This is a genomic window from Ensifer sp. 22521 (genome assembly GCF_052044795.1).
GTDB lineage: Bacteria > Pseudomonadota > Alphaproteobacteria > Rhizobiales > Rhizobiaceae > Ensifer.
In genome coordinates this window covers 13178-35438 of sequence record NZ_JBQENM010000033.1, presented here as the reverse complement: position 1 = coordinate 35438, position 22261 = coordinate 13178, and the positions used below count along the sequence as shown (strand labels likewise).

The following is a 22261-nucleotide window of genomic DNA, read 5'->3' as shown; positions in this document are numbered from 1 at the left end:
GCCAGATTGAAAACGAAGTCCTTCGGGATATAATGCAGCCATTCATTCACCAAGGCTGTCGGTCCGCCGCCGAGCTTCGGCGTGACGTTCTATTTGTTGACTTCAGCGGAGCGACAGATGTCCAACGACGATGGACTGACGAAAGACGCCCCCTCTTGCGAAAACACCCGTAATTCCGCGGAGTTCGCGCTTGGTCTTCTCGAGAATATACCTGGCCACGTGTGGTCGATGGATCCGGCAGGCCGGTTCATCTATCGCAACCGGAGCATGGACGCCTACTTCGGGGGTGGCCTGCATGATCACGGCGCATGGCTTGAACGTGTCCACAAAGATGATCAGCGATATGTAGCTACGATCTGGCGGCAGAGCATGGAGACAGGCAAACCATTCGACAGCGCGCACCGCCTACGTGGCGTGGACGGCGAGTTTCGCTGGTTTCGTGCTTCGGGGAGGCCCTCAAAAGACACAGGCGGCCACGTCACAGCCTGGCACGGTCAGACCATCGACATCGAACACCAAAAGAAGGCTGAAGAGAGCCTGCGCGCTCGTTCGGTCGAGCTATCCCTGCTGGTCGACATGGTTCCGAGCAATCTATGGCGCTTGACACCCGACGGGACCACGACGCTCGTCAACAGACGCATGGCAGACTATCTGGGCCTTGACCTGTCAAATGTGAGTGACGTTGCATCCGTAATGGACACGATCTTCCATCCGGATGATGCTGACGCCGTTTATGCCGAGCTGACCCGCTGCCTAGCGACCGGAGAAAGATTTTCGATGAGATATCGGTTGCTTCGCGCGGACGGCGTCTATCGCTGGATGTCCGGGCGCGCGGAGCCCTTGCGGGATCAGGACGGCAACATCGTCCAGTGGTTCGGCCTTTGCCACGATATAGAAGATCAGGTGCAAACAACGGCCGCGTTGCGCCGTTCAGCCGAGAAACTCGCGCGGGCAACCCAGGCGGCCAATCTGTCGCAACTTTCCGCCTCGATCGCACACGAAGTCAGCCAGCCGCTGGCGGCAATCGCCACGGATACCGACGCATGCCTTCGCTGGCTTTCGGCCGATCCTCCAAACGTCGAGCGAGGAAAGCTCGCGGCAAAGCGCATTACCCAGGATGTTGCGGCGGCAGCCGAGGTCATCAGCCGAATCCGCGCACTCTTCAAACACCAGCCGCAGGCGCGGACGCTCGAAGATATAAACCGCCTTGTTCATGAGGTGCTCGACCTCATGTCAGACGAGATAGCTGCAACGACGACCCGTATCGACATGGACCTCGCCCAGCATCTTCCGAAGGTATCGCTCGATCGGGTGCAGGTTCAACAGGTTATGGTGAACCTCATCCGCAACGGCATCCAGGCCATGGACAGCACGAACCCTCTGCGTTCGTTGAAGATCATGTCCAGCCATGAGCGCCCTGACACGATCCGCATTTCGGTTGAGGACGCCGGAAGCGGTTTTAAGGATCCGGAGCGCGTGTTCGAACCGTTCTTTACGACCAAGAACAACGGCATGGGAATGGGGCTTCCTATCTGTCGATCGATCGTTGAATCCCACGGCGGGTGTCTCTGGGTCGCCAACAACGAGGTTTTCGGCGCGACAGTGGCGTTCACTCTGCCCGTCGCAGGGGCCGAATAGCTTTTGGGGCCTATGTCGGCGAACTGGGAAGCCGGCCAACCAAGCCTCGTGCCGCAAATGCTCGACCGACGACGAACATGGCGAGAATCCATGCGGCCACCGTCATGGCAACGCACACCACTGCGAGGCTTGCGTATCCCGAAGCGGCAACAACTGCCCCTGCAAAAATCGGCCCTGCTGCAAATCCGAGCAGGTACGCCGACCCGGCGACTGCCGCCCAACGCCCGCTGTGGTCCAACGCTGCAGCCAGACCGAACAGATACGGTAGCGAAAAATAGTACAGGACGGCGGAGACAATGACCGCCACACTGTACGCCACCGGGTCTTTCCAAAGGCAAAGGACGAATGCGACGAGCATGTAGCCAAGGCAGAATGCTGAGATCGGGATCGCCCGCCCCCAGCGAACATTAAGTGCGGTGGCCGCGCCCGCCCCGGCAAGACCGACGACGGTCGACACCGTGAGGATGTACCCGACCGCGGCCGTGTCCAGACCGATACGCTCGCCCATTGGTCCACTGAACGCAAAGAGACCGGCAGAGACCGCCACGTAAAGAACGATTGCGACAAACAGCAGGCTTCCGAGCAGCGGGACGGACGGCATCGCCCGGGTCTCGGCATGCTTCAGAGCTCTAAGATCCGGGATGAGAAGCAGAAGCGGTGAAATTGCCAGTGTCATGGCCGCGATGAGAGCGAAAATCCCTCTATGGGCATATGTCGCGGTCACTTCACCGCCTATACTGAACAGCGCCACGCTGCCGATTGCCCAGACGAGCTGGAACGAACCGAAGATCCGTTCCGGATTGCGGCAATGGGAGGCGACGATGCTGAGCGACATGGCATAGAGCGCTCCCTCGCCAATGCCCGCGAGGCCCCGTAGCAAAATAAGCGAAGCCCACCCATCGGCGGTAATCGAGGCCGCTTGGGCCGCCAAGGTCAATGCCAGCGCAAACATGCCGGCGCGCCGATAGGATACCCGCGGTAGGACGGGCGCAATCAAGATCGCGGTGGCGGCCAGCGCCAGAAGTTCGACAGAGGCCACGATGCCGGCGTCGCGCTCGGACAGCGCAAGACCGTCAATCAGTCCCGCGACCACAAAGGGCGACATTTGCGGAACGAGGCCACCGATCACCTGGCAGGCTGTTGCACCAACCCGAAGTGAAATCGGATCGCGAGACGCGATCGGGTCAATTGAAAGATTGGCCATGGCTCGGTCTCCCGGCCGGTTCTGGTTTGTCGATAATCACCTTGGCATTCCAGGCCATGAGCGTCGGCGATTTGCCGACGCGATTCAAATACCGATTCAGTTCTTGTCGAGCTTCAATTTTTGCACGAGCTAGACTCTGCTGACTACATTTGTCTTGATAAGTCCCATGCAATCACAGCTTCGATCCGGTCGCTAGCTCCCACAACTACCATGATCGAGGCGGATTTGGATGAAAAACCTTGGTTTTACTCCTTACCTTCGGTAGTAAATCCTCGAGAAAGAATGCCCTGCTCGATTGCGACCATCATGAGCCTTCTGCCGAGTTTACCCAGGGTCTCGGATGCAGCCCGATTGGGCGCATGCGGCATTCCACGTCGGACGACGTCACTGCGCCAGCATGCCAATTTTCGCCACCTGTGAAGAAGCTGTGCAGCAGAGGCTGCAAAAGTCGATCGCGTTGGTGAAACGGGGTTCGGCGGTCGCTTTCGCCTCGAGCTCGTTCCAGAGCGAGCGAAACTCTCTCGACGGATCCTGCGGCAAGATCGACCAGTTCCTTGGTGGCCGACACGCATTGTATCCGCGCATCGGCCTCCGCTTGATAGGCCTCAGGCGGCAGCCTGAGGATGTTGAGCATTCCAGGTCCTGAAGTCCAGTTTGCCGATCTTGGCCGGCCCGAGGGGAACCAGCGACTGATCGTCGACGCGCGAGCCGAAATACTTGGCATCAGGGTCGGCAACAACCTTGCGGCCATCGCCGACAGCTGCGAGATACTCGGAAATGAAATCGCTCATGGGCTTCTTTTCCGGACCTGCGATTTCGATCGTTTGGTTCTCCGGTTTTCCGATCGCCGCTTCGGCGACAAAGCCCGCGACGTCGTCTGCAGCGATGGGCTGGAACGCGCCCAATGAGACACGGACGGTCCCGTCGACCGTTGCCTCGTCGGCAATGCCGCCAAGGAACTCCAGGAATTGCGTCGACCTTACAATGGTGTACGGGACACCGCCCTTTTTGATCAGGTTTTCCTGCGCGACTTTCGCGGGGAAATAGCCGTTGTCGGGCGACCGTTCGATACCGACGATGGAGAGCGCAACGTGATGGCCGACACCGGCCGCCAGTTCCGCCTTGAGCAGGTTGGAGGTCGACCGTTCGAAGAACGAAAGAACGGCGCTTGGTTCGAAGGAGGGTGAATTGCTGACGTCGAGCACCACCTGGGCGCCGGCTAGCACATTGGCCAATCCTTCGCCTGTGAGGGTATCGACGCCCGTGGACGGCGCTGATCGCACAACGTCGTGGCCCTTGTTTCTAAGGTGCTCTGCAACCTTTGACCCGATGCGGCCGGTGCCGCCGATAATGACGATTTTCATGGTTCTGCTCCTTGCAAGCTCGGCGATAGGTCATCGCAACTGGTTTCGAAGGGCTCTAGTTCGCGGGCAACACCATCTCCGTTTCGGTGGTATCGAGGACAAAAACGGCCAGAATCTTCGCCCGCTCGCTGTCGCTGGCGTTCGCGCTTACGCGGTGATGATCACCCGGAACTTCGGCCCAGTTCTCACCCGTCTTGTAGACTTTCACAGGACCGTCGTTGATCTGACTCTTGATGCTGCCTTCGATCACCGTCGCGTAGATAAAAGCGCTCTTGGGGTGCGTGTGTGACGGGTTGTGCCCGCCGGGGCCGTATTCGACCAGAACGCCGCGCATACTCTTGCCGGGTACATTCGGAAGCGCGTGGTCGAACACCACTGTGACCTTGGCATTATAGGGCTCGTCGGAGGCCGCTACCGGTCCGGTGATCAGCGTCGCAACCAGCAAACCACTCGCTAATCTTCGCATGGATTTCTCCTCCATTCACGTTATTGGCAACGTGTGGGATCGTATGGCCGGCTTCTGGGAAGAAACAGATATACGTAGGTTTGCCGCAGCGGCGATGTTAACTCTGGAGAGGTCGTGCCTTAGCTCGAGAACGCCGCGTAACCGCTTCAGCTTTTCGCGCTCTCTCGTTGGCTTCGAAAGATGGATCGGATTGCGTGAAGCAGATCCAGTCTGCGCCGCTCACGCTGGTTCGCAGGCAATTCCGAGTTGGCTCCGAGCGCCTCCCGTTGTGCCAGATCGGCCGCCAGATCCTCCGCAATTTCCGGGCGCTTGAGCAAAAGTGGTGCGAACGCTGCCTGACCGACCTCATAGACGGCGAGGCGGGTGACAGCATGGAGGTCATGCTTCTCTTTCATGCCGGCGAGCAGGCATGTTCGCCGCCAGGCGTGCGATCTCCTTCTCGCCACTCTTTATCGCGACTACGCCATTCTTGATGATCATCAGGTTGGCAAGCGACCGGCCTTCGCCGACAATTTCGGCTGCGGTCATTGCCGCAAAGAACGCGATCTGCACGACCAACCGCGCCGTTGGACGCACCCTGCCCTGCAGGTGCCAGACAACATTTCCAGCGAGGCCAAGAACACAAACGAGCACAGGAAGCACTTGGGTTTGCTGGTCCATTTCCGGTCTCCTGGCGAAACCGTACGAGCTCTTTCGTCCGAGCGAAGACGAAGCGCATGGGCGCGAGCGCCGCGATCTTCGGATACAAGCAGGATTGCTGCCAGATCATCCTGGCGCGCAGAGTCTCTCGCTGTCCGCTCTTCCCCCGCTATAACTGTCGGATGGATCTTATCAGCCTGTCGCTGTTTAACGGCTTACTCAGAAACTCCGATGCCCCGCCCTTCAACGCTGACGCCTCGGCGTCGGCGTCTGCATAGGATGTCATGATCAATACGGGCTGTTTGTGCCCTTGCGTCCTGAGCATCCGAAGGAGCTCTAATCCGGACATACCAGGCATACGCAGGTCGGTCAGGATACAATCGGCCGTTCTGAATCCTTCCCGGGAAATGAAGTCTTCGGCGGACTTATATACTTCGCCGATTATGCCTACGGTTTCCAAAAGATCCTGCAGAGCCAACCGCAGGTTGCGATCGTCATCGATTATCGCGACAATCTTCGCTCGAGATCCGGACATCCGTGGCAATCTTTTCTGAAAAAGGGGCCGTGTCGTGGTTCGTCTAGCACCTTCAAGCAGGCATACAGAAAATGAGCAGCGTATTCTGGTTACATTCGCCAGCGTATCACGATTGTATTCGCCCAAAAGACATACCAACGTTTGCATCGCCTTCAGTGCTTTCGGGGGAGTACGAGGGCGAGACCGCCCTCGTTGCCGTATAGTGCGGCGCCATCAGCCGTGCTCTGGCTCTCAGGGAAGCTTGGCGCGCGGAGGACAAGACGAACCGATGGTTCTTGTGAGGCCATCGCTCAGCTAAACCCGTCAGTAATCCCAGAAGACCGGGACCCACCGGAAGCGGTCGCCGTCGACTGCTACATGCCCTACGGACGGGAACGGCAGGTGAGTGGCCACCAGCGACGATCCTGTCTCCGCCAGTTCCGTCAAGAGACGCACCCGAACGCGAGCCGCCTCCTCGGGGTCGTGCTCAAAACCGTTGTACCAGTCGGGATGGTCGAAAGCGACCGCGAACAAGGCGTCGCCGGCAAACATCAGCCGGTCGCCGCCTGAGGCCACACGGACCACGCAGTGTCCAGGCGTATGGCCGCCGGTGCGCTGGGCGACCACACCCGGTGCTACCTCGCACTCCTCCTCGAACGGCCACAGATGATTGCGGTACTCGTTCGCGAACCGATTGGCAGTCGCCCGTAGAGCATCCGGGAACCCCTGCGGCATGACTGCGTGCGAGAAATCCGGCGATTCCCAGAATTTGATCTCGGCGGCTGCCACGTGGATCCGCAAGTCCGGACGCAGTTGTTCCTTCACGCCATCAACGAGCAGTCCGCCAATATGGTCCATATGCATGTGGGTGAGAACCACGTCGGTCACCGATCCGAGGTCGATGCCCGCGGCCTCCAGCCGCCTGATCAGTTGACCCGCCCGCGGCAGGTTCAAGTCCGGATCCAGGCCAAGCCCGGCGTCGATGAGTATGGTTTGGGCGCCGCTTCGTACCACGATCACGTTCAGAGACCAGTCGAAAGTATCCGGTGGCAAGAACATGCCGTCGAGCCAAGCTGCCCGATCGGCCGGGTCGGCATTGTGTCCCAACATCGTGGTTGGCAGTGGCAGCACCCCATCGCTGACCACCAGCACCTCGATGTCACCGACCCGCACCGCGTAACGCGATGGAACCAGTTCTTCAGGCACCGACCGACCACGGCGTGAGGGGTCCAAGGTTGTGTTTGTATCTTGCTGATCAATCGTATGGGATCTTGCTTCTACCTGCGCCATGATACCCTCCTGTTTGCCTGATCGAGACGTGTCGCTCACGGGGCATGGGGTGGAGTCTAAGTTGGAGAGGTGTTGAGGGTCGAGCTATACCTGGGTTTAGGGCAGTCTGTGCGGTCGACGACCGTCGCCTGACTCGGATGCCACGCATCCTGGCGCTACTGCGTGTGGCGCGCCTTCGCTCGACGGGCAAATCCGACCTTGATTGCCACGAGCAGGGGCGCCGCGACGACAAACAGAAGTGCCACGGCGTTGAATGCGGTGTCGAAGGCGATCACGACAGACTGACCGGTAACGGCGCGGCCGAGAAGTGCGATCGCGGCTCGGCTGGCGGGAACGGCATCCATCCCCCTCGCAGCGAGCATGGCAGTGGTGCTGGTCAGGCGTTCAATGACGGCCTGACCTCCGGCATTGATGCTGGAGCCGAGGACCGCAACATTGGCGGCAATGTTATGGTCGATAAGGGTCTGAAGCCCCGCGACGCCAATAAGGCCCCCGAGCTGGCGCCCGGTGTTGAAAAGCCCGATCCCGGACGCGAGGTTTCGCCCACTGAGATTGCTAAAAGCGATCAGCGTGATCGACAGAAACAGGAAGCCAAGGCCAAGGCCACGCAAAAGGATCGCGGCCATCATGTCGTCCGCACCGCTTTCACTGGTCGACCCGGACAGCATCCACATTGCAATCATGATCAGCAGGATACCGAAGGGCACGGTTGCGAATGGAGCAATACGACGGACCTGCATGAGAAATGCGGCAAAGAGCAGCGCCCCGACAAAGAGCGCGCCGCTCGGCAGGAGAAGTAGGCCCGCTTCGGTTGGCGTGAACGCCAGAACGGATACGGCAAAGGACGGGATCAGGAATGCGCTCCCGAACAGTGCGGCACCGGCGACGAAACTGACGATAAAGGCGAAGGCGAAGTCTTCCGACCTGAACAGGGTAAAATCGAGGAGGCCATTGCCCTTGCGGAGCGCCTGCTGCCCCAAAAACATGAGCAGTGAGGCCACGCCCACCACGGACAGCCAAAGGATGCGCGGTTCTTCGAACCAGTCCCAGCGACTTCCCTGGCTGAGGACATAGGTGGAGCAGAAAAGCACGACCGAGATAAGTATCAATCCGATCCAATCAAACGGACGTGGCCGCACTGTGGTGGGCGCCGGATCATCGGCCATCAACAGAAGCCCGGCGGCGGCCAAGGACAGGATGACATTGCAGTAGAAGATCCAGGTCCAGGACTGGTTGTCCAGCAGCCACCCCTGCAGCGCCGGAGCGATCGTCGCGGGAGCGACAACGGCACCCATCGCAAACAGCGCCTGGAGGATTGGCTGATGCGCGCTCGGAAAGGCGAAGAAGATGATGGTCTGCCCTGCGACGAGGAGGGTGCCGCCGGCGAGACCTTGCATGACCCTGAGGGCAATCAAAAGATCCAGCGATGTCGTCACGGACGCGATGCCGGACGCAAGTCCCATGATGAGCGTCGAGACGATAACGAGAGTGAGCGGTCGGATACGGCCCAGCATCGAAGCAGCGACCATAAAGCCGATGAGCTTGAAGGCGGTGTAATCGACGTCAAGCCAGGCGAACTCGTCCGGCGTGGCATAAATGTCGCCAATGATATCGCCGCGTCCGAGCGAAAGAACGGTGCTGGCAATCGCCTCCGTCAGTGCCGTCAGCACGATACCGATGACAAGCAGCGCGGCTGACGCAGACGTGTCGCGGCTTCTGGTAGTGGCTACGTGCGAGGTCATGACCCGGTCCCGAGATAAACGTCCACCCTTGCGGACAGGCCGGGCACGAGGCGCCCAGTCAACGGGTTGCGCGCAAATCGGATCTTGACCGGCACGCGCTGGACGACACGAACGAAATTTCCGGTTGCGTTGTCTGACGGGAGCAGGCTGAAGGCCGAGCCGCTGCCCGGAGCGAAGCTGTCAACCGTGCCTTCAAGGACCTGGTCCGGATATCCGTCGATAGTGATACGGACGCGCTGGCCCGACTGGATGTGCTCAAGTTGCGTTTCCTTGAAATTGGCAACAACCCACACATCGTCGACCGGAACGATATCGAGCAGGGAGGTGCCCGGCGCGACGAACCGGCCGACGCGAACCTGACGGTTGCCGATAACGCCATCGACCGGGCAGCGGACGGTTGTGCTCTCCAGATCGATCTGAGCGAGATCGCGTGCGGCCTCTACCTGCGCCACGGCGGCGACGGCGGCTTCACGCTGCGCCGCGAGGACGGCGATGCGTTGCTTCTGCGCCTCGATCGTCGCAGAGGCCGCAGATACGCTTGCTTCTGTTCTCGATCGGGCCGCATCGCTTTCATCGACATGCGCCTGGCTGATGGTGTTGCTGCGGATCAATTCGCGCCGGCGTTCATACGCCTTGGCGGCCAGATTCATCTCGGCGACGGCCGAACGCTTCTGGGCTTCGGCCTGACGAATAAGGGCGTGCTGAAGCTCAGTCTCCGCATCGACATGGACGAGCCGGGCCTTTGCAGCTTCGACGTTGGCCTGAGCTTGCGCCAGGCGTGCCCGGTAGTCCCGGTCGTCGATCCGGAAAAGCACATCTCCCGCCCGAACTCTCTGGTTGTCGCGGACTTCGACGGCCACGACATAACCTGCAACCTTCGGCGCAAGCGACGTCACATCGCCGCGGACATAGGCGTTGTCCGTCGACGCCTCACCTCCCGGACGGGCCCAGGCCCAGCCGCCCCCGATGGCCACCACAGCGCCGAGACACAGCAACACACCAAGCTTCTTCCTCTTGCTGGATCGCTTCGGGGTGACGCCGACGGAGGCGCTTCCTGTGGCGGTGGTAATCTTGTCCTCGAGCGTATCCATTGTCTCAGTCCCTGTTGGGTTTCGTTGGCTGCGAAGCGACCTCGCGGCAAAGGGGATGTCGGAGCCGCGCGTCGAAGCACGAGCGCGGCCCCCTTGCCGGTCCTTGCGACTTCAGTACCCGACTTGCTGACCGACCCAATCATCGAACCGAATTGCGCCGAGCCGCGGGTTCTTGCCGGGGGTTAACGATTGGTCGTCGAGCAGTGCGCCGAAATACCGTGCATGAACGTCCGGGACGACCTTTCGATCGTCCTTTGTCGCCCGCAGGAAATGCCTGACCACCTCGTCGAGCGGTATGGCCTCCGGTCCGGCGACTTCGATCGTTCTGTTGAGCGGCTCTGCGAGCGCGACATCGGCAAGCGCCGCCACGACGTCGTCGGAAGCGATAGGTTGGAACAGCGCGGGCGATAGGCGAACCTCTCCGTCGACTGTTGCCGATTGCGCAATACCGCCGACGAACTCAAAAAACTGCGTGGCCCGCAGGATGGTATAAGGAATACCGGATGCCTTGATGAGGTTTTCCTGCGCGACCTTTGCCCGAAAGTAGCCGTTGTCGGGCAACCGTTCGCTGCCGACGATCGACAGCGCGATGTGATGGCGCACGCCGGCGGCAGCTTCCGCTGCCAGTAGGTTACGCCCCGACGTCTCGAAGAATTCGAGAACAGCCTTGTCGTCCCAAACCGGGGCGTTGGCGACGTCGACGACGACGTCGGTCCGATCCATCGCCGCGGCCAGGCCTTCACGCGTGATCGTGTTGACGCCAGTATTCGGCGCGGCAGCAAGCACATCGTGGCCGTGCTCGCGCAGGCTCTTCACAAGTTTCGATCCGATAAGGCCGGTGCCTCCGATGACGACGATCTTCATGGGTTCACTCTGCTTTTTCTCGACTGCACCATTGCCGCCGATCTGCGCTGAGAGTGCCCGTATGCTCTAAGGAAGTCCTTGGGCCTGTCTTGAATTACCCTTGAGGATAGCTTGATTGTCCGTCCAAGCGACTGTGTGATCTTGGCGGGATGCTCTAAGCACGCGAGGACGTGGTAGTTATCGGTGGATAGCAATCGCTGGCCAGGGAAAATCCGGCAAGGAGGGCTGAGGTGCAGTTCAAGTTCGCAGACTATCTGCTCGATCCGGAGCGCCGGGAATTGACCCTGCGCGGGCAGATCGTCGCCGTCGGGCCGCAAGTCTTCGATCTGTTGCTGCATCTCATCGAGAATCGCGACAGGGTCGTCGGCAAGGATGATCTGCTGCAGGCTGTCTGGGGCGGCAGGATCGTGTCGGAATCGACGATCACCAGCCACATCAACGCCGTTCGCAAGGCAATCGGCGACAGCGGCGAAGAACAGCACCTGCTCCGAACCATCGCCCGTAAGGGCTTCCGCTTCATTGGCGCGGTCAGCCCCTTAAATGTTGGTAACGGGGATCTTGCCGAAGGGCTGGGTGCCGCCGTCGGCAGTCCAAGCGAGGCAAGCACGGCGCCGCCTGCGCTCCCCCTGCCCGACAAGCCCTCCATAACCGTCTTGCCCTTCCAGAACCTGAGCGGCGATCCGGAGCAGGAATATTTTACGGACGGCGTGGTGGAGGACATCATCACCGCACTGTCACGGTTCCGCTGGCTCTTCGTCATCGCGCGCAATTCAAGCTTCACCTACAAGGACCGCGCCGTGGAAGCGACCGAAGTGGGGCGCGAACTTGGCGTGCGCTATGTTCTGGAAGGAAGCGTGCGGAAATCCGGAAAAAAAGTACGCATCACCGGCCAGCTCGTCGACGCCACGACCGGAGCACATCTCTGGGCGGAGCGTTTCGAAGGTACATTCGACGACATTTTCGAGCTGCAGGATAACATAGCCGAAAGCGTCGTCGGCGCGATCTCGCCGCAGCTTGAACGGATCGAGATCGAGCGCGCCAAGCGCAAGCCCACCGAAAGCCTTGATGCCTACGACTACTATCTTCGCGGCATGGCGAAACTGCACAGCGGGACCCAGGAGGCGCTCGAGGCGGCGCTGCCGCTCTTCTACAAGGCCATCGCCCTTGATGATGAGTTTGCTTCCGCCTATGCCGGCGCCGCCTGGTGCTTCTTCTGGCGAAAGCTCAACGGATGGATGGTCGACCGCACAGCAGAGATCGCTGAAGGCGCACGACTGGCGCGGCTTGCGGTTGAGCTTGGCCGGGACGACGCCGTGGCGCTGACGAGAGGCGGCCACGCACTCGGTCATCTCGCCGACGACCTCGATGCCGGCATTGCGCTGATCGACAGGGCTCGGTTGCTCAATCCGAACTTCGCGCTCGCGTGGTTTCTGGGCGGCGTGCTGCGGGTCTTCCGTGGTGAGACGGAGAGCGCGATCAAGGATCTCGCCCATGCCGTTCGCCTGAGCCCGCTCGATCCGGAGATGTTCAGAATGCAGACCGGCACGGCAATTGCGCATTTCTTTTCCGGAAATTATGACGACGCGTTAGTCTGGGCCGAGAAGGCACTTGCAAACCTGCCGAGCCTGCTGGTGGCGGTCGCGCTTACTTCGGCGAGCCATGCTCTTGCGGGCCGTCCCGACGAGGCAAGTCGGTACATGCAGCGCCTGCGGGCGCTTGATCCGGCGCTGCGCGTTTCAAATCTCAGAGATTGGCTTCCGATCCACCGACCAGACGATTTCAAGCGGTTTTCGGATGGATTGCGTCTCGCAGGCCTGCCGGAGTGACGGTGGCCCGCTTGCGTTTAGCCCGTGGGATGTTCCGCGGCTGACAAGGCAATGCCATCGCTACTGCGCCGTGAAGCCCTCCAAATCGGCCGGGATGTGACGGGCTCCGACATTGCCGCTTACGCATACTAGACCTAGGCTAGGCGATTAGACTGATCGCCAAAACTATACGGTGGTTTGGCCTGGCCTGTGCCATGCCGGTGGACCAAGACGCATGGGCCGAGCGCGCGTGGCGCGCTGGCTCCAGGACAAAGCAGGCGCCGGACACCGCTTGGCGGACGAGAGCACGAGTTGAATGGGGAGCAATCATTGTCCCGTGCCGCACCGATTCAACCGAGCACAAGTAAACGTTGGTTCTATAGACAACCTCGCCTCATTTTGTAGAATCGCCGCGCCAATGGATTGGCGGCCTCGACCTGCGGAGGGAGAAACGATGTCGGCGTATCAAACAACCGATATGCGAAACCCCACCGATGAGATGGTCTACATCATCGACGACGATGAACAGTTGCGGGCGTCACTGGTCGATTTTTTCCAGACAGTCGGTATCGATTCTGACGCCTTTGCGGATACGACGGATTTCAATCACCGTGCGGATCCTGAAAGAACCGGATGTCTTCTTCTGGATGTGCGGCTGCCTGGTCTTAGCGGCATTGAGTTTCAAAGAAAGCTGGCTGCAACGGGATCCGAGGTCCCGATCGTGTTCATGACCGGTCATGGCGATGTCTCGATGAGTGTATCGGCCATGAAAGCTGGGGCGGTCGATTTCCTGCTGAAGCCATTCTGCACGCACGATTTGCTCGTTGCCGTCAACGCCGCCATCGCAAGGGGGCGAGAGCAACGCGAGCTGGCTTCCAGACGCAGATATGTCGCGGAATGCGCGGCAAGCCTCACGCCGCGGGAACGCCAGGTCATGAAGCTCGTCACGGACGGCCTTATGAACAAGCAGGTCGCCTACGTATTGGGGATTAGCGAAATCATGGTCAAGCTTCATCGCGGCAGTGCCATGAGGAAGATGCAGGCGCGCTCGCTTGCAGACCTGGTAAAGAAAGCCGAACTCCTCCAGTAACGATGACTGACAGCGGATCTCGGGCGCGTCACCGTCTTCGGCTCTTCGATGCAACGCCGTCAGCGCCGCGCGTGCTCGACCGTACGGACCAACTCTGCGAGCGATTTGACCTGCATTTTCCGCATAAGGCTCATCCGGTGGAGCTTGACCGTCATCTCACTGATCCCAAGCTCGAAGGCGATCTGCTTGTTCATCAGACCACGGACGACGGCCTGCATCACTTCGTTTTCGCGCGGAGTGAGAGAACCTATGAGTTCGTCTATTTGGTCTTTTTCCGCAGAGTCTTTACGTCGCTCGCGATTGAGCTCGATGGCGTACTCGACCGCATCGAGGAGTTCCGTGGTGTCGAACGGTTTGGTTATGAAATCCGTGGCACCGGCTTTCATTGCACGCACGCTGGTCGGTATGTCCGCGAAGGCCGTCAAGAAAATCACCGGGAGACTGCTGCCCATGGTCGCTAACCGATCCTGAAGATCGAGCCCATTGAGCCCCGGCATTCTGAAGTCAACAAGAACGCACCCCGCCGCATCGATGTCGGCCGTTTCCAGGAACTCCTTGCCGTTGGCAAAGGCGGCTGCCCGCTTGTTGGTGGCGGCAAAGAGGTCAATCAGCGCGTCACGAATCTTCGGGTCGTCATCGATGACATAGACAATCGGACCAAGGTCTCCCGCGATGTCAGGTTGCTTCCGCATTGCGCTGGTGCTTCCCCATTGGTGGTCGCTGATGCGACCAAGATCGATCCGCGTCCTCGATCAGACATCGATGAAGATCGCGGTTTGGCCAAATGGTATTTGCGTTAAGGTCTTTCGCGCTACTGGTTACAATTCTCGCTCCTAGCCCGATTATTCTTCCCGCAAACGCTATTGGTCGTGGTCGTTCCACTGGATGGCCCGACAAGCATCTCGACATGCTGAGCGTAGTTTTGCCTTGTGTTCTGATCGACGATCGCGGCCGGAGCGGAAACAACCAGGCCCGCGGCGGTTCCAACTGTTTGCGCGGCTCCCGCCGTCGCTGCCACGATGTGGTCGCCAAGTCCCAGGCGACTGTCGGTTAAGGTCTGTCCGCTAGACAGACGAGTACCGATCAGTTGGACGATCTCTGGCGACTCCGCAAACTTGCTGTGGTGCAGATTGTCGCCCGCTTTGATCTTGGTGAGATCGATGACCGAGATTTCGTTCGCTGCCAGTTCCTCCTTGTAGGGAGACTGCTCCGGATCAATGGCGCCCAATCGGGAAACATTGCCCCAGACACGTCGAGAAACTGCGAGGGCGCGATCATCACGGGACACGAAAAGTGTAAAGCGCGGACGTTGTTTGCCCATATCGGCGATCTGCGAGCTGAAAACGTTGACGTCGACGTCCGGCGCCGCCAACATGACATTCTTGAACTTGCCCGGAAGTCCGTCATTGCGGATGGCCATCTGGCGCAGGGATTCGAGTGCAAGCCAGTTGCCCATCGAATGCGCGAGGATCGAGACCTCCTTCACCTCTGGATCGCGCGCCAGATACTGGAACAAGCTTTCCACGGCATTGCGCGTATAGTTCGTGCTTTCGCGATCGTAGCCATAGGCCAGAAGGCTGCCGCGAGATGGCCACGTTGCGAGCACCGGCACACTCCGGGCACCTGAATCGTGGACGATCTGCGCGAAGCGGAAGACTGCATCCTCGCAATGATTGTTGAACCCGTGGATGAAGACAAGGACGCTACCATCCGGGCTCTTTCGCACTTTCGTGTTCAACCAATTTTCGGCCGTCGCTCGGTTGATTTCCTCAGCTTTCAGCGTTGCGAAGTCCGTCTTCGGGTTGGGCGGAAGTTTGCGTGGCCAGGCGACTTCGCCCGCCTTACGGGCAGCGTCAGGCGGGATCGACACCGTAATGTCCGCAAACGTCGGACTAGGCGCGCGCTCGCCGCTAAACATTTCGCCTCGCTTTGTGGCTCGGCCCCGCGTCGTCGCGATCAACATCTCAACCTGGCTGGCCGATGAGACGGCTACGACTGGCTCGAGGACGCCTGTCGGCCGGCTTGCACAAGCAGAGAGCAGAGTGACGCTTAGGCCAACGACCAAGGATATATACGGTCTTGATTTCGCGCCACCGTTGGCGTCCAGGGGTAGGTAGCGCGTCAACTATTCACTCCTGTTAAGAATAACTGCATTTCGGTGGGCGGAGCTAGGATATTCCTCCCCAGCCAATTTTGCCCGGGCATTCCGAAAGGCAACCGGCAACGGACCGCGGGAATTTCGCTCGAATATCTCGCCTTGAAGGTTACTGCCGTTGGCCGTTCAGCAGCGCGAGCTCAACGCCGCCGGCTGCAACCGAAAGACCGAAACCCCATTCCAGTCGATACATTATGCGATCCTCGTGGCCCAACACTGAGCAGAGCACGGTGGTATCCCGGAAGCGGACATGCATAGATGCCGCCGAGTTGCAGGTTTGCGCCACTTCCAGACCTTACCTCGGAAGCTGCGATCGACGCGTTTCGACCCGTTGCGGACATCCGGCTCCAAGTACCGAATGACAAAAAGGCACGTCAAGGCGGACGTTGATTTCTGCGTTAAGTTGGTTCAAGCAGTCACCCAGAAATTCGATGAAGCGTTGCGTCGTTGCCGAAGCAGGCGCGTTTCGATGGCGGCGAAGACAGAGCGGCGGCGACGATTTCCTCCGCCGGAAGCGCGATGCCCAAAGTCGGTGTTGAGCCGGCGTTCTCATCGCATCGGATGCAAGGAGACGCGAAGGGCGAGCAGGCGGTCACATTACTCGGCGTCAGTTCAACTCGATACGTTCTCCCGTTGCCGCCGAGCGTTTTACCGCATCGACTACCCTCAAGGTTTCGAGCCCCTCACGCCCGCTGACAAGCGGCGGTTCGTCTCCGCGGATCACCTTGCAGAATTGCCTGATCTGCAGAACGAGCGGGTCCTCGTCGTCGACCTCGATACGCGTTTGGTCAAATGGTTCCCACCAACTCCGTTTACCAGGATTGCGCCAGACCTCGAGCGACGGAACAGCCAGCGACCCATGCGTTCCTCCGATCATGTAACAGGATTGCTCGGTTTTGGGATAAGCCGGATTCTCTCCGCTTGTCATCTCCCAGCTCCACGGTGCGACCACCGCGTCCGAGACTGTCGCAGTTCCCAAAACTCCATTCTTGAACTCGATCAGGATCACAGCCGTTTCCTCAACTGCGTTGCCGCGCACCGCGTTGGACTCGCATGCCTGAACCGCAGCCACATCGCCGAAAAGGTAGCGCAGATTATCGACATCGTGGATGAGATTGAGGAAAACCGGCCCCGCACCGCGCTCACGACGCCACGAGATGTCGAAGTAATCGTCGGGCTTGAACAGCCAGAACATCGCATTGACAACAAGAACGCGGCCGAGCTTCCCGCTTTCGATGATTTCCTTTGCCTTCTGCATCACCGGATTGTGTCGGCGGTGATGGCCGGTCAAAAGAGGAACACCTTTTGCCTCAGCCGCTGCGATCAGCTTTTCCCCGGATATAATGTCGTCGGCGATAGGCTTCTCGATGAGTGCGGGAACGCCGGCTTCAACGGCTTCCAACCCGCTCTGGACGTGAGCCTGGTTGGGCGTAGCCACGATGATCCCGTCAGGTCGGTCTGCGGCAATCATGTCCGCGAAGCTTGTAAACCACTTCACGCCGGCTTCCTTGGCAATAATCTCGCCAACCGGCGTGGGATCGACCACGGCACTGAGTTGCGCCGAGGGCTCGGCCAGGACGTGCTGAATATGGCGCTTACCGATGAGGCCTGCGCCAAGTACGGCCAGCTTGACCCGTTGGCTCATGGTCACCTCGCCGCCTTGATCATTGTCGCCGCGCGTCGGATGCCAAGCTGGTATCCTTCTGTTCCAAGGCCGCAGATCACGCCGTCCGCGCGGTGCGAAACGAACGAATAGTGCCGGAAGCTTTCGCGCTTATGCACATTGGAGATGTGGATCTCGATCACAGGCCCTTCAAATGTGTTCAGAGCGTCGAGGATGGCGAGTGAGGTATGGGTGAAGGCTGCAGGATTGATGACGATGCCCGCACCGTCCTCGCGCGCCTCATGAATCCAATCGATGATCTCGTATTCCCGGTTACTCTGATGAAAGCGGATTTCATGGCCGAGTTCGGCTGCCAGTTTGCGGCAGTCCGCCTCTACGTCTGCGAGCGTTTCATGCCCGTAGATGTGCGGCTGGCGTTTGCCAAGCAGGTTGAGGTTTGGTCCATTGAGAACGTAGATCAGGCTCATAGTATAGTGTCCTTGTTGAGCACGCCGTCCTGGTCAGACGAACGCGATTGCTTGAACGGCAAAATCAGGGTCCGACTCGTAGAGATCCACACGCAAGCCGAGCCTCCCAGCTTCGAGAGAAGGCGCGGCGATCTCCCGCGCGGCGTCGAGAACGACGGTGAGGAGTTTTTGCTTGGTCTCTGCAGTACGACCCGGTGCCATCCGCACGATGATTTGGATGAAATGATTATCGACATGCTCATCGCCCACGCAGGAGTATGCCGCCTCTCGCGCAAGCGTGCGCACGGCGGAGGGTTTCACAAGTCCGCCATCGCGAACGCAGCGATGCACGCTCAGCGTGAGCCGGTCCATGGCTACATGCTCGCCCGCGCCCCGGCTATAATCGATGATGATATGGGGCATTTGGGATCTCCCCATCAAGCCGACAGGCGGCACAAGTCCATAAAGTGACGGGACATGCGCTCTGCGTCGGGCGCTATCCCGGTGAACAATTCGAAAGCCGCTGCTGCCTGGTAGACGGTCATGCCGCCGCCACGAAGGGTCCGGCAGCCTTTTCTTTCGGCGAGAGCAAGGAGCTCTGTGACGAGCGGCATATAGACGATGTCGGCGACCCAATGCTGTGGCAGAAGCCATTCCGGGTCGATCGGCAAACCAGGATGGCTCTTCATACCCGTCGGCGTCGCATGAATAAGGCCGTCGGCGGAGCGCAGGGTGCTGCCGACATCCGTCGTGGCACGAGCGCAATCCCTTGAGAACCGATCGTTCAACTGCCCAGCCAAGGTTTCTGCTCGTTTCGAATCATGGTCAAAGATCGATAATCGCTTAATACCGAGCTTGATTGCAGCATGCGCCACGGCGACACCGGCGCCGCCGGCGCCAAGCAGGACGGCATGCGACTTCGCGACGTGCGGAAGGCCGCGCTGGAAATTCTCGTAGAAGCCGTACCAATCAGTGTTGTGGCCGATCCTCTCGCCGTCACGAAACACCACTGTGTTGACCGCACCTAGCATCTCTGCATCCTCGGAAAGGCGGCTGAGGTGGGCGATCACAGACTGCTTGCACGGATGTGTAATGTTGCTCCCGGCAAAACCGCGCCGCTCTTCCTCATCTAGGAGGTCCGGCAGCGCCGAGGCGGGAAGGCCTCGCTCGGCCAGATCGAGAAGCTCGTAACGGTAATCGAAGCCCTGATGTCGAGCCTCCGTTTCGTGGAGCGCCGGGGACTTTGACATTTGGATGTCGGCCCCGATCAGTCCCACGAGGAATTTCTTGTCGTGCATTGGTATCGCTTTCGAACGTCAGTGGTGGGCAAGGATTTCGCCGAGGAAGGTTTTCGTGCGTTCGTGCTTGGGAGACTTGAAGAAGATCTCCGGTTCGGCCTCTTCGACGATTTCTCCGGAGGCCATGAAGATGACGCGATCAGCGACCTGGCGGGCAAAGCCCATTTCGTGCGTGACACAGATCATCGTCATGCCGTCACGGGCGAGCCCGATCATGGTGTCGAGCACCTCCTTCACCATTTCAGGATCGAGGGCAGAGGTTGGTTCGTCGAAGAGCATGACCTTCGGCTCCATGCAGAGCGCGCGAGCGATGGCAACGCGTTGTTGTTGCCCGCCGGATAGCTGCGCAGGATACTTTTCGGCCTGATCAAGGATTCGAACGCGCTCGAGATATTTTCGAGCCAGTCGCTCTGCGTCAGCGTGGCTTGTGCCTCGAACACGCATCGGGGCGAGTGTACAGTTCTGAAGTACGGTCATGTGCGGGAAGAGATTGAAGCTCTGGAAAACCATTCCCACTTCGCGCCGTATCGCATCGACGGATTTGGTGCTTCCGTCCAGTACCTGACCCTCGACGACGATCTTGCCTTCCTCGATCGTTTCGAGGGCATTGATGCAGCGGATTAACGTTGATTTCCCGGAGCCTGACGGCCCGCAGAGGACGATTTTTTCGCCTTTGCGGACCGACAGACTGATGGATTTCAAGGCATGGAAAGCGCCGTACCACTTCTGCACATCCTCAAGGGAAATCAGCGTCGGTTGATCGTTTGCGGAATTGAGCACGGATCTCTCCATTTGGGCTTTAATTGACGGTGAACGGGATGTTCGGAATGGACTCCGGGAACTGCGGCAGATCGATCGCCATCCACTTCTTCGTGATGGCGGCCAGCTCACCATTGGCCTTGATCTTCTCGATGAAGGCGTTGACGGCTTCGTTCCAGTCCTTCTCGCCGAGACGGGTCCCGACGCCGTTGTAGGTCGTCAGAAAGTCAATCTTGCGCTCATAGGTGCCGGCACTCGCCGCATCCAGACGCTGACCATAGAACTGGTTGCCGCCAACCGCCTTTACCTGTCCGGAGACGAGAGCCTGGATGGTTGCGGCGTCGTCATCAAAGCGGCGGACCGTTGCGGTGGATCCGACGGCGTCCGTTACTGCCTTATCCTGCGAACTGGACTTCGGAACGCCGATCTCCCATCCCGCAACGTCTTCAGGCTTCGTAACCGTGTCGGACTTCGCGGCATAAAGCGAAATCGTGTTAGCGGCGTAGGGCTTGCTGTATTGAATTGACTTCGCACGTTCTTCCGTCATCGCCATCGTTGCGAACAGGATGTCGACTTTGCCGGTCGTAAGCGCAGGAATTCGGTTGGCAACGGCGAGCGGCTGGAATTGAACCTTCACGCCCAACTCCTTGGCAAAAAGGTTGGCGACGTCAGCGTCGAAGCCGTCCTGCAGACCGCTTGTGTTGACGAACCCCCATGGCGCATTGTCGCCCTGGATGCCGACCACAAGCGTGCCCTTTGCCTTGATTTCCTCTACAGTTGCCGCAGAGGCGGCGGCAGCGCCAACGGTTGCGAAGGCAACGGTTGCCAGTGCAAGTCCGAGAAAATTCCTACGATTGTTATGCATGCTTATTCTCCTCCTCAAGAGTTTCGCTTCGAGCGAAGCGGTTAGCGGGCAGCTTTCGCCATCCGTTTTTCGAGGCCACTTCCGGCATGGGAGAGCGGCCAGCAAATGATGAAGTAGATTGCGCCGACGATCCCGAAGACGAGCAGCGGACGATAGGTCTGGTTTGAAATGATCTGGCCGGCGCGAGTCAGTTCAATGAAGCCGACGATTGCTGCTAGCGACGTGCCCTTGATGAGCTGGACAAGGAAGCCGATCGTGGCCGGCATCGAGATTTTCAGGGCCTGCGGCAAGATGACATCTTTCATCCGCGAGACATAATGCAGACCGAGGGCGTTGGCGGCCTCCGTCTGGCCCTTCGGCACAGCCTCGATGGCGCCGCGCCAGATCTCGCCCAGGAAAGCACTGGCATGGAGCGTGAAGGCGATTGCGACCGCGATCCAGGCGTTGACCTCGACGCCCACCAGCGCAACGCCGTAATAGACAACGAAGAGCTGCATCAGAAGGGGCGTGCCCTGGAAGACGCCGATATACCCTGCGGTGATCGTCCGGGCGACCTTCGTCTTCGAGGTGCGCAGCAGCGCGATCAGGATTCCGAATATCCCCCCACCGATGAAGCCCACGATCGCGAGCAGCACGGTCCACCTCAAACCCTGCATCAGAAAGAAGAATTCATTTTCGCCGATGGGACCCATGGCTGCCTCCTATCGCGTCGGGTAGTTGAAGTAGTGGCGAGAAATGAGGGCAAAGAGGCCCATCATCAGGGTCGAAATAACCAGGTAGATAGCGGTTACCGTGAAATAGACTTCGAAGCTGCGGAAGGTGTCAGACTCAATGCGCTGAGCGGCCGAGGTCAGTTCGTAGGCGGCGATTGACGTGCAGACAGACGTTGTCAGTGTCAGCATGATGAACTGGCTTGTGAGCGAGGGATAAATCGCCCGCAGTGCCGGCTTGAGCACGATGAGCCGGAAGACGTCCGCCTTGTGCAGTCCAAGTGCGAAACCTGCCTCGATCTGGCCGCGCGACACGCTCTCGACCCCGCCTCGGATGATCTCGATTGCGTACGCCCCACCATTGATGCCGAGGGCAAAGATCGCCGTAACGGTCGGATTGAGGCGGATGCCCATGAGAGGGAGGGCAAAGTATATGAAGAAGATCTGCACGAGGAATGGCGTATTACGAACGACCTCGACGAAGACGATCACGGGGGTGCGCGTGATCTCGCTCTTGGAAGTCCTTGCAACAACGCCCAGGATTCCGATGACGAGTGCGAGGAGCATCCCAGCCAACGCAAGGCCAAGCGTTCCAAGCGAACCCCATAGCAATTCCGGGGCGCGGTCGAGGACCGCACCGAAATCAAACGTATAAGTCATGTAAGATTTCCTCCCTCCGACCGGCGTACGCCGCGTC

Annotated in this window: 24 protein-coding genes; 3 read left to right on the top strand and 21 right to left on the bottom strand. The window is 59.4% G+C overall.

Translation table 11 applies throughout. From position 1 onward, the window contains the following. Positions 1-117 precede the first annotated feature (117 nt). Positions 118-1638 carry a PAS domain-containing protein gene (locus tag ACTJKE_RS31890; protein WP_440661630.1) on the top strand — a complete coding sequence of 507 codons (1521 nt, stop codon included), beginning with the start codon at positions 118-120 and terminating at the stop codon, positions 1636-1638. Between the two features lie 10 nt (positions 1639-1648). Here the strand turns inward: ACTJKE_RS31890 and ACTJKE_RS31885 are convergent, their stop codons facing one another. From ACTJKE_RS31885 to ACTJKE_RS31835, 11 genes are all read right to left on the bottom strand, one after another. Continuing rightward, the gene (locus ACTJKE_RS31885; protein WP_440661628.1) at positions 1649-2842 is read right to left on the bottom strand and encodes an MFS transporter; all 1194 of its coding nucleotides are present in this window, start codon (positions 2840-2842) and stop codon (positions 1649-1651) included. A 384-nt stretch (positions 2843-3226) separates the two neighbouring features. Further along, positions 3227-3382 (bottom strand): hypothetical protein, encoded by a 156-nt coding sequence (locus ACTJKE_RS31880; protein WP_156436926.1) that lies wholly within the window; start codon positions 3380-3382, stop codon positions 3227-3229. Between the two features lie 65 nt (positions 3383-3447). Further along, on the bottom strand, positions 3448-4206 hold the full coding sequence (locus ACTJKE_RS31875) for an SDR family oxidoreductase (RefSeq protein ID WP_058328407.1): 759 nt from the start codon (positions 4204-4206) through the stop codon (positions 3448-3450). A gap of 55 nt (positions 4207-4261) precedes the next feature. Then, entirely contained in the window at positions 4262-4672 is a 411-nt protein-coding gene (locus ACTJKE_RS31870) for a cupin domain-containing protein (protein WP_058328408.1), read from the bottom strand. Positions 4673-4818: 146 nt separating this feature from the next. Next, positions 4819-5067: a hypothetical protein gene (locus ACTJKE_RS31865; protein ID WP_058328409.1), complete on the bottom strand. Its 249-nt coding sequence runs from the start codon at positions 5065-5067 to the stop codon at positions 4819-4821. After that, positions 5051-5332 (bottom strand): hypothetical protein, encoded by a 282-nt coding sequence (locus ACTJKE_RS31860; RefSeq protein WP_058328410.1) that lies wholly within the window; start codon positions 5330-5332, stop codon positions 5051-5053. The genes ACTJKE_RS31865 and ACTJKE_RS31860 overlap by 17 nt, the downstream gene beginning before the upstream one ends. Before the next feature lie 148 nt (positions 5333-5480). Continuing rightward, positions 5481-5846: a response regulator transcription factor gene (locus ACTJKE_RS31855; RefSeq protein ID WP_058328411.1), complete on the bottom strand. Its 366-nt coding sequence runs from the start codon at positions 5844-5846 to the stop codon at positions 5481-5483. A 303-nt stretch (positions 5847-6149) separates the two neighbouring features. After that, positions 6150-7115, bottom strand: a complete 966-nt coding sequence (locus ACTJKE_RS31850) for an MBL fold metallo-hydrolase (protein ID WP_058328412.1) — start codon at positions 7113-7115, stop codon at positions 6150-6152. A 155-nt stretch (positions 7116-7270) separates the two neighbouring features. Next, positions 7271-8857, bottom strand: coding sequence for a DHA2 family efflux MFS transporter permease subunit (locus ACTJKE_RS31845; protein ID WP_440639219.1), 1587 nt, complete (start codon positions 8855-8857; stop codon positions 7271-7273). Then, complete coding sequence (locus ACTJKE_RS31840) at positions 8854-9948, bottom strand: HlyD family secretion protein (protein WP_058328413.1); 1095 nt, start codon at positions 9946-9948, stop codon at positions 8854-8856. Before ACTJKE_RS31840 ends, ACTJKE_RS31845 begins: the two co-directional genes overlap by 4 nt. A 111-nt stretch (positions 9949-10059) precedes the next feature. Continuing rightward, positions 10060-10812, bottom strand: coding sequence for an SDR family oxidoreductase (locus ACTJKE_RS31835; RefSeq protein ID WP_058328414.1), 753 nt, complete (start codon positions 10810-10812; stop codon positions 10060-10062). Positions 10813-11042: 230 nt separating this feature from the next. On the opposite strand from ACTJKE_RS31835, the gene ACTJKE_RS31830 reads away from it, so the two are divergent. Beyond that, positions 11043-12638: a winged helix-turn-helix domain-containing tetratricopeptide repeat protein gene (locus ACTJKE_RS31830; protein WP_440661618.1), complete on the top strand. Its 1596-nt coding sequence runs from the start codon at positions 11043-11045 to the stop codon at positions 12636-12638. Positions 12639-13071: 433 nt separating this feature from the next. Further along, positions 13072-13707 (top strand): response regulator transcription factor, encoded by a 636-nt coding sequence (locus ACTJKE_RS31825; protein WP_058328416.1) that lies wholly within the window; start codon positions 13072-13074, stop codon positions 13705-13707. Positions 13708-13766: 59 nt separating this feature from the next. Here ACTJKE_RS31825 and ACTJKE_RS31820 read toward each other — a convergent pair whose 3' ends face one another. The 10 genes from ACTJKE_RS31820 to ACTJKE_RS31775 form a co-directional block, all read right to left on the bottom strand. Beyond that, positions 13767-14399 (bottom strand): response regulator transcription factor, encoded by a 633-nt coding sequence (locus ACTJKE_RS31820; RefSeq protein ID WP_058328417.1) that lies wholly within the window; start codon positions 14397-14399, stop codon positions 13767-13769. A gap of 119 nt (positions 14400-14518) precedes the next feature. Beyond that, positions 14519-15778, bottom strand: a complete 1260-nt coding sequence (locus tag ACTJKE_RS31815) for an alpha/beta hydrolase (protein WP_440661645.1) — start codon at positions 15776-15778, stop codon at positions 14519-14521. Between the two features lie 691 nt (positions 15779-16469). Next, entirely contained in the window at positions 16470-17507 is a 1038-nt protein-coding gene (locus tag ACTJKE_RS31810) for a Gfo/Idh/MocA family protein (RefSeq protein ID WP_440693469.1), read from the bottom strand. Between the two features lie 2 nt (positions 17508-17509). Then, on the bottom strand, positions 17510-17953 hold the full coding sequence (gene aroQ, locus ACTJKE_RS31805) for a type II 3-dehydroquinate dehydratase (protein WP_058328419.1): 444 nt from the start codon (positions 17951-17953) through the stop codon (positions 17510-17512). Positions 17954-17986: 33 nt separating this feature from the next. Beyond that, a complete protein-coding gene (locus ACTJKE_RS31800; RefSeq protein ID WP_058328420.1) occupies positions 17987-18355 on the bottom strand; it encodes a 5-carboxymethyl-2-hydroxymuconate Delta-isomerase in 369 nt (122 codons plus the stop codon). A 14-nt stretch (positions 18356-18369) separates the two neighbouring features. Then, positions 18370-19230 carry a shikimate dehydrogenase gene (locus ACTJKE_RS31795; protein WP_058328421.1) on the bottom strand — a complete coding sequence of 287 codons (861 nt, stop codon included), beginning with the start codon at positions 19228-19230 and terminating at the stop codon, positions 18370-18372. An 18-nt stretch (positions 19231-19248) separates the two neighbouring features. Then, entirely contained in the window at positions 19249-20022 is a 774-nt protein-coding gene (locus ACTJKE_RS31790; RefSeq protein WP_058328422.1) for an amino acid ABC transporter ATP-binding protein, read from the bottom strand. A gap of 7 nt (positions 20023-20029) precedes the next feature. After that, entirely contained in the window at positions 20030-20854 is an 825-nt protein-coding gene (locus tag ACTJKE_RS31785) for a transporter substrate-binding domain-containing protein (RefSeq protein WP_058328423.1), read from the bottom strand. A 41-nt stretch (positions 20855-20895) separates the two neighbouring features. Then, positions 20896-21546 (bottom strand): amino acid ABC transporter permease, encoded by a 651-nt coding sequence (locus ACTJKE_RS31780; protein WP_058328424.1) that lies wholly within the window; start codon positions 21544-21546, stop codon positions 20896-20898. A 9-nt stretch (positions 21547-21555) separates the two neighbouring features. Beyond that, a complete protein-coding gene (locus tag ACTJKE_RS31775; protein ID WP_058328425.1) occupies positions 21556-22224 on the bottom strand; it encodes an amino acid ABC transporter permease in 669 nt (222 codons plus the stop codon). Positions 22225-22261: the final 37 nt, after the last annotated feature.

What these genes read in the sequence shown, in the direction of transcription:
- ACTJKE_RS31855 (WP_058328411.1), bottom strand. Translation starts at nt 5,846, where the DNA reads ATGTCCGGATCTCGAGCGAAGATTGTCGCGATAATCGATGACGATCGC.
- ACTJKE_RS31860 (WP_058328410.1), bottom strand. Translation starts at nt 5,332, where the DNA reads ATGGACCAGCAAACCCAAGTGCTTCCTGTGCTCGTTTGTGTTCTTGGC.
- ACTJKE_RS31810 (WP_440693469.1), bottom strand. Translation starts at nt 17,507, where the DNA reads ATGAGCCAACGGGTCAAGCTGGCCGTACTTGGCGCAGGCCTCATCGGT.
- ACTJKE_RS31795 (WP_058328421.1), bottom strand. Translation starts at nt 19,230, where the DNA reads ATGCACGACAAGAAATTCCTCGTGGGACTGATCGGGGCCGACATCCAA.
- ACTJKE_RS31885 (WP_440661628.1), bottom strand. Translation starts at nt 2,842, where the DNA reads ATGGCCAATCTTTCAATTGACCCGATCGCGTCTCGCGATCCGATTTCA.
- ACTJKE_RS31790 (WP_058328422.1), bottom strand. Translation starts at nt 20,022, where the DNA reads ATGGAGAGATCCGTGCTCAATTCCGCAAACGATCAACCGACGCTGATT.
- ACTJKE_RS31865 (WP_058328409.1), bottom strand. Translation starts at nt 5,067, where the DNA reads ATGAAAGAGAAGCATGACCTCCATGCTGTCACCCGCCTCGCCGTCTAT.
- ACTJKE_RS31850 (WP_058328412.1), bottom strand. Translation starts at nt 7,115, where the DNA reads ATGGCGCAGGTAGAAGCAAGATCCCATACGATTGATCAGCAAGATACA.
- ACTJKE_RS31870 (WP_058328408.1), bottom strand. Translation starts at nt 4,672, where the DNA reads ATGCGAAGATTAGCGAGTGGTTTGCTGGTTGCGACGCTGATCACCGGA.
- ACTJKE_RS31875 (WP_058328407.1), bottom strand. Translation starts at nt 4,206, where the DNA reads ATGAAAATCGTCATTATCGGCGGCACCGGCCGCATCGGGTCAAAGGTT.
- ACTJKE_RS31780 (WP_058328424.1), bottom strand. Translation starts at nt 21,546, where the DNA reads ATGGGTCCCATCGGCGAAAATGAATTCTTCTTTCTGATGCAGGGTTTG.
- ACTJKE_RS31840 (WP_058328413.1), bottom strand. Translation starts at nt 9,948, where the DNA reads ATGGATACGCTCGAGGACAAGATTACCACCGCCACAGGAAGCGCCTCC.
- ACTJKE_RS31835 (WP_058328414.1), bottom strand. Translation starts at nt 10,812, where the DNA reads ATGAAGATCGTCGTCATCGGAGGCACCGGCCTTATCGGATCGAAACTT.
- ACTJKE_RS31785 (WP_058328423.1), bottom strand. Translation starts at nt 20,854, where the DNA reads ATGCATAACAATCGTAGGAATTTTCTCGGACTTGCACTGGCAACCGTT.
- ACTJKE_RS31820 (WP_058328417.1), bottom strand. Translation starts at nt 14,399, where the DNA reads ATGCGGAAGCAACCTGACATCGCGGGAGACCTTGGTCCGATTGTCTAT.
- aroQ (WP_058328419.1), bottom strand. Translation starts at nt 17,953, where the DNA reads ATGAGCCTGATCTACGTTCTCAATGGACCAAACCTCAACCTGCTTGGC.
- ACTJKE_RS31825 (WP_058328416.1), top strand. Translation starts at nt 13,072, where the DNA reads ATGTCGGCGTATCAAACAACCGATATGCGAAACCCCACCGATGAGATG.
- ACTJKE_RS31800 (WP_058328420.1), bottom strand. Translation starts at nt 18,355, where the DNA reads ATGCCCCATATCATCATCGATTATAGCCGGGGCGCGGGCGAGCATGTA.
- ACTJKE_RS31890 (WP_440661630.1), top strand. Translation starts at nt 118, where the DNA reads ATGTCCAACGACGATGGACTGACGAAAGACGCCCCCTCTTGCGAAAAC.
- ACTJKE_RS31845 (WP_440639219.1), bottom strand. Translation starts at nt 8,857, where the DNA reads ATGACCTCGCACGTAGCCACTACCAGAAGCCGCGACACGTCTGCGTCA.
- ACTJKE_RS31775 (WP_058328425.1), bottom strand. Translation starts at nt 22,224, where the DNA reads ATGACTTATACGTTTGATTTCGGTGCGGTCCTCGACCGCGCCCCGGAA.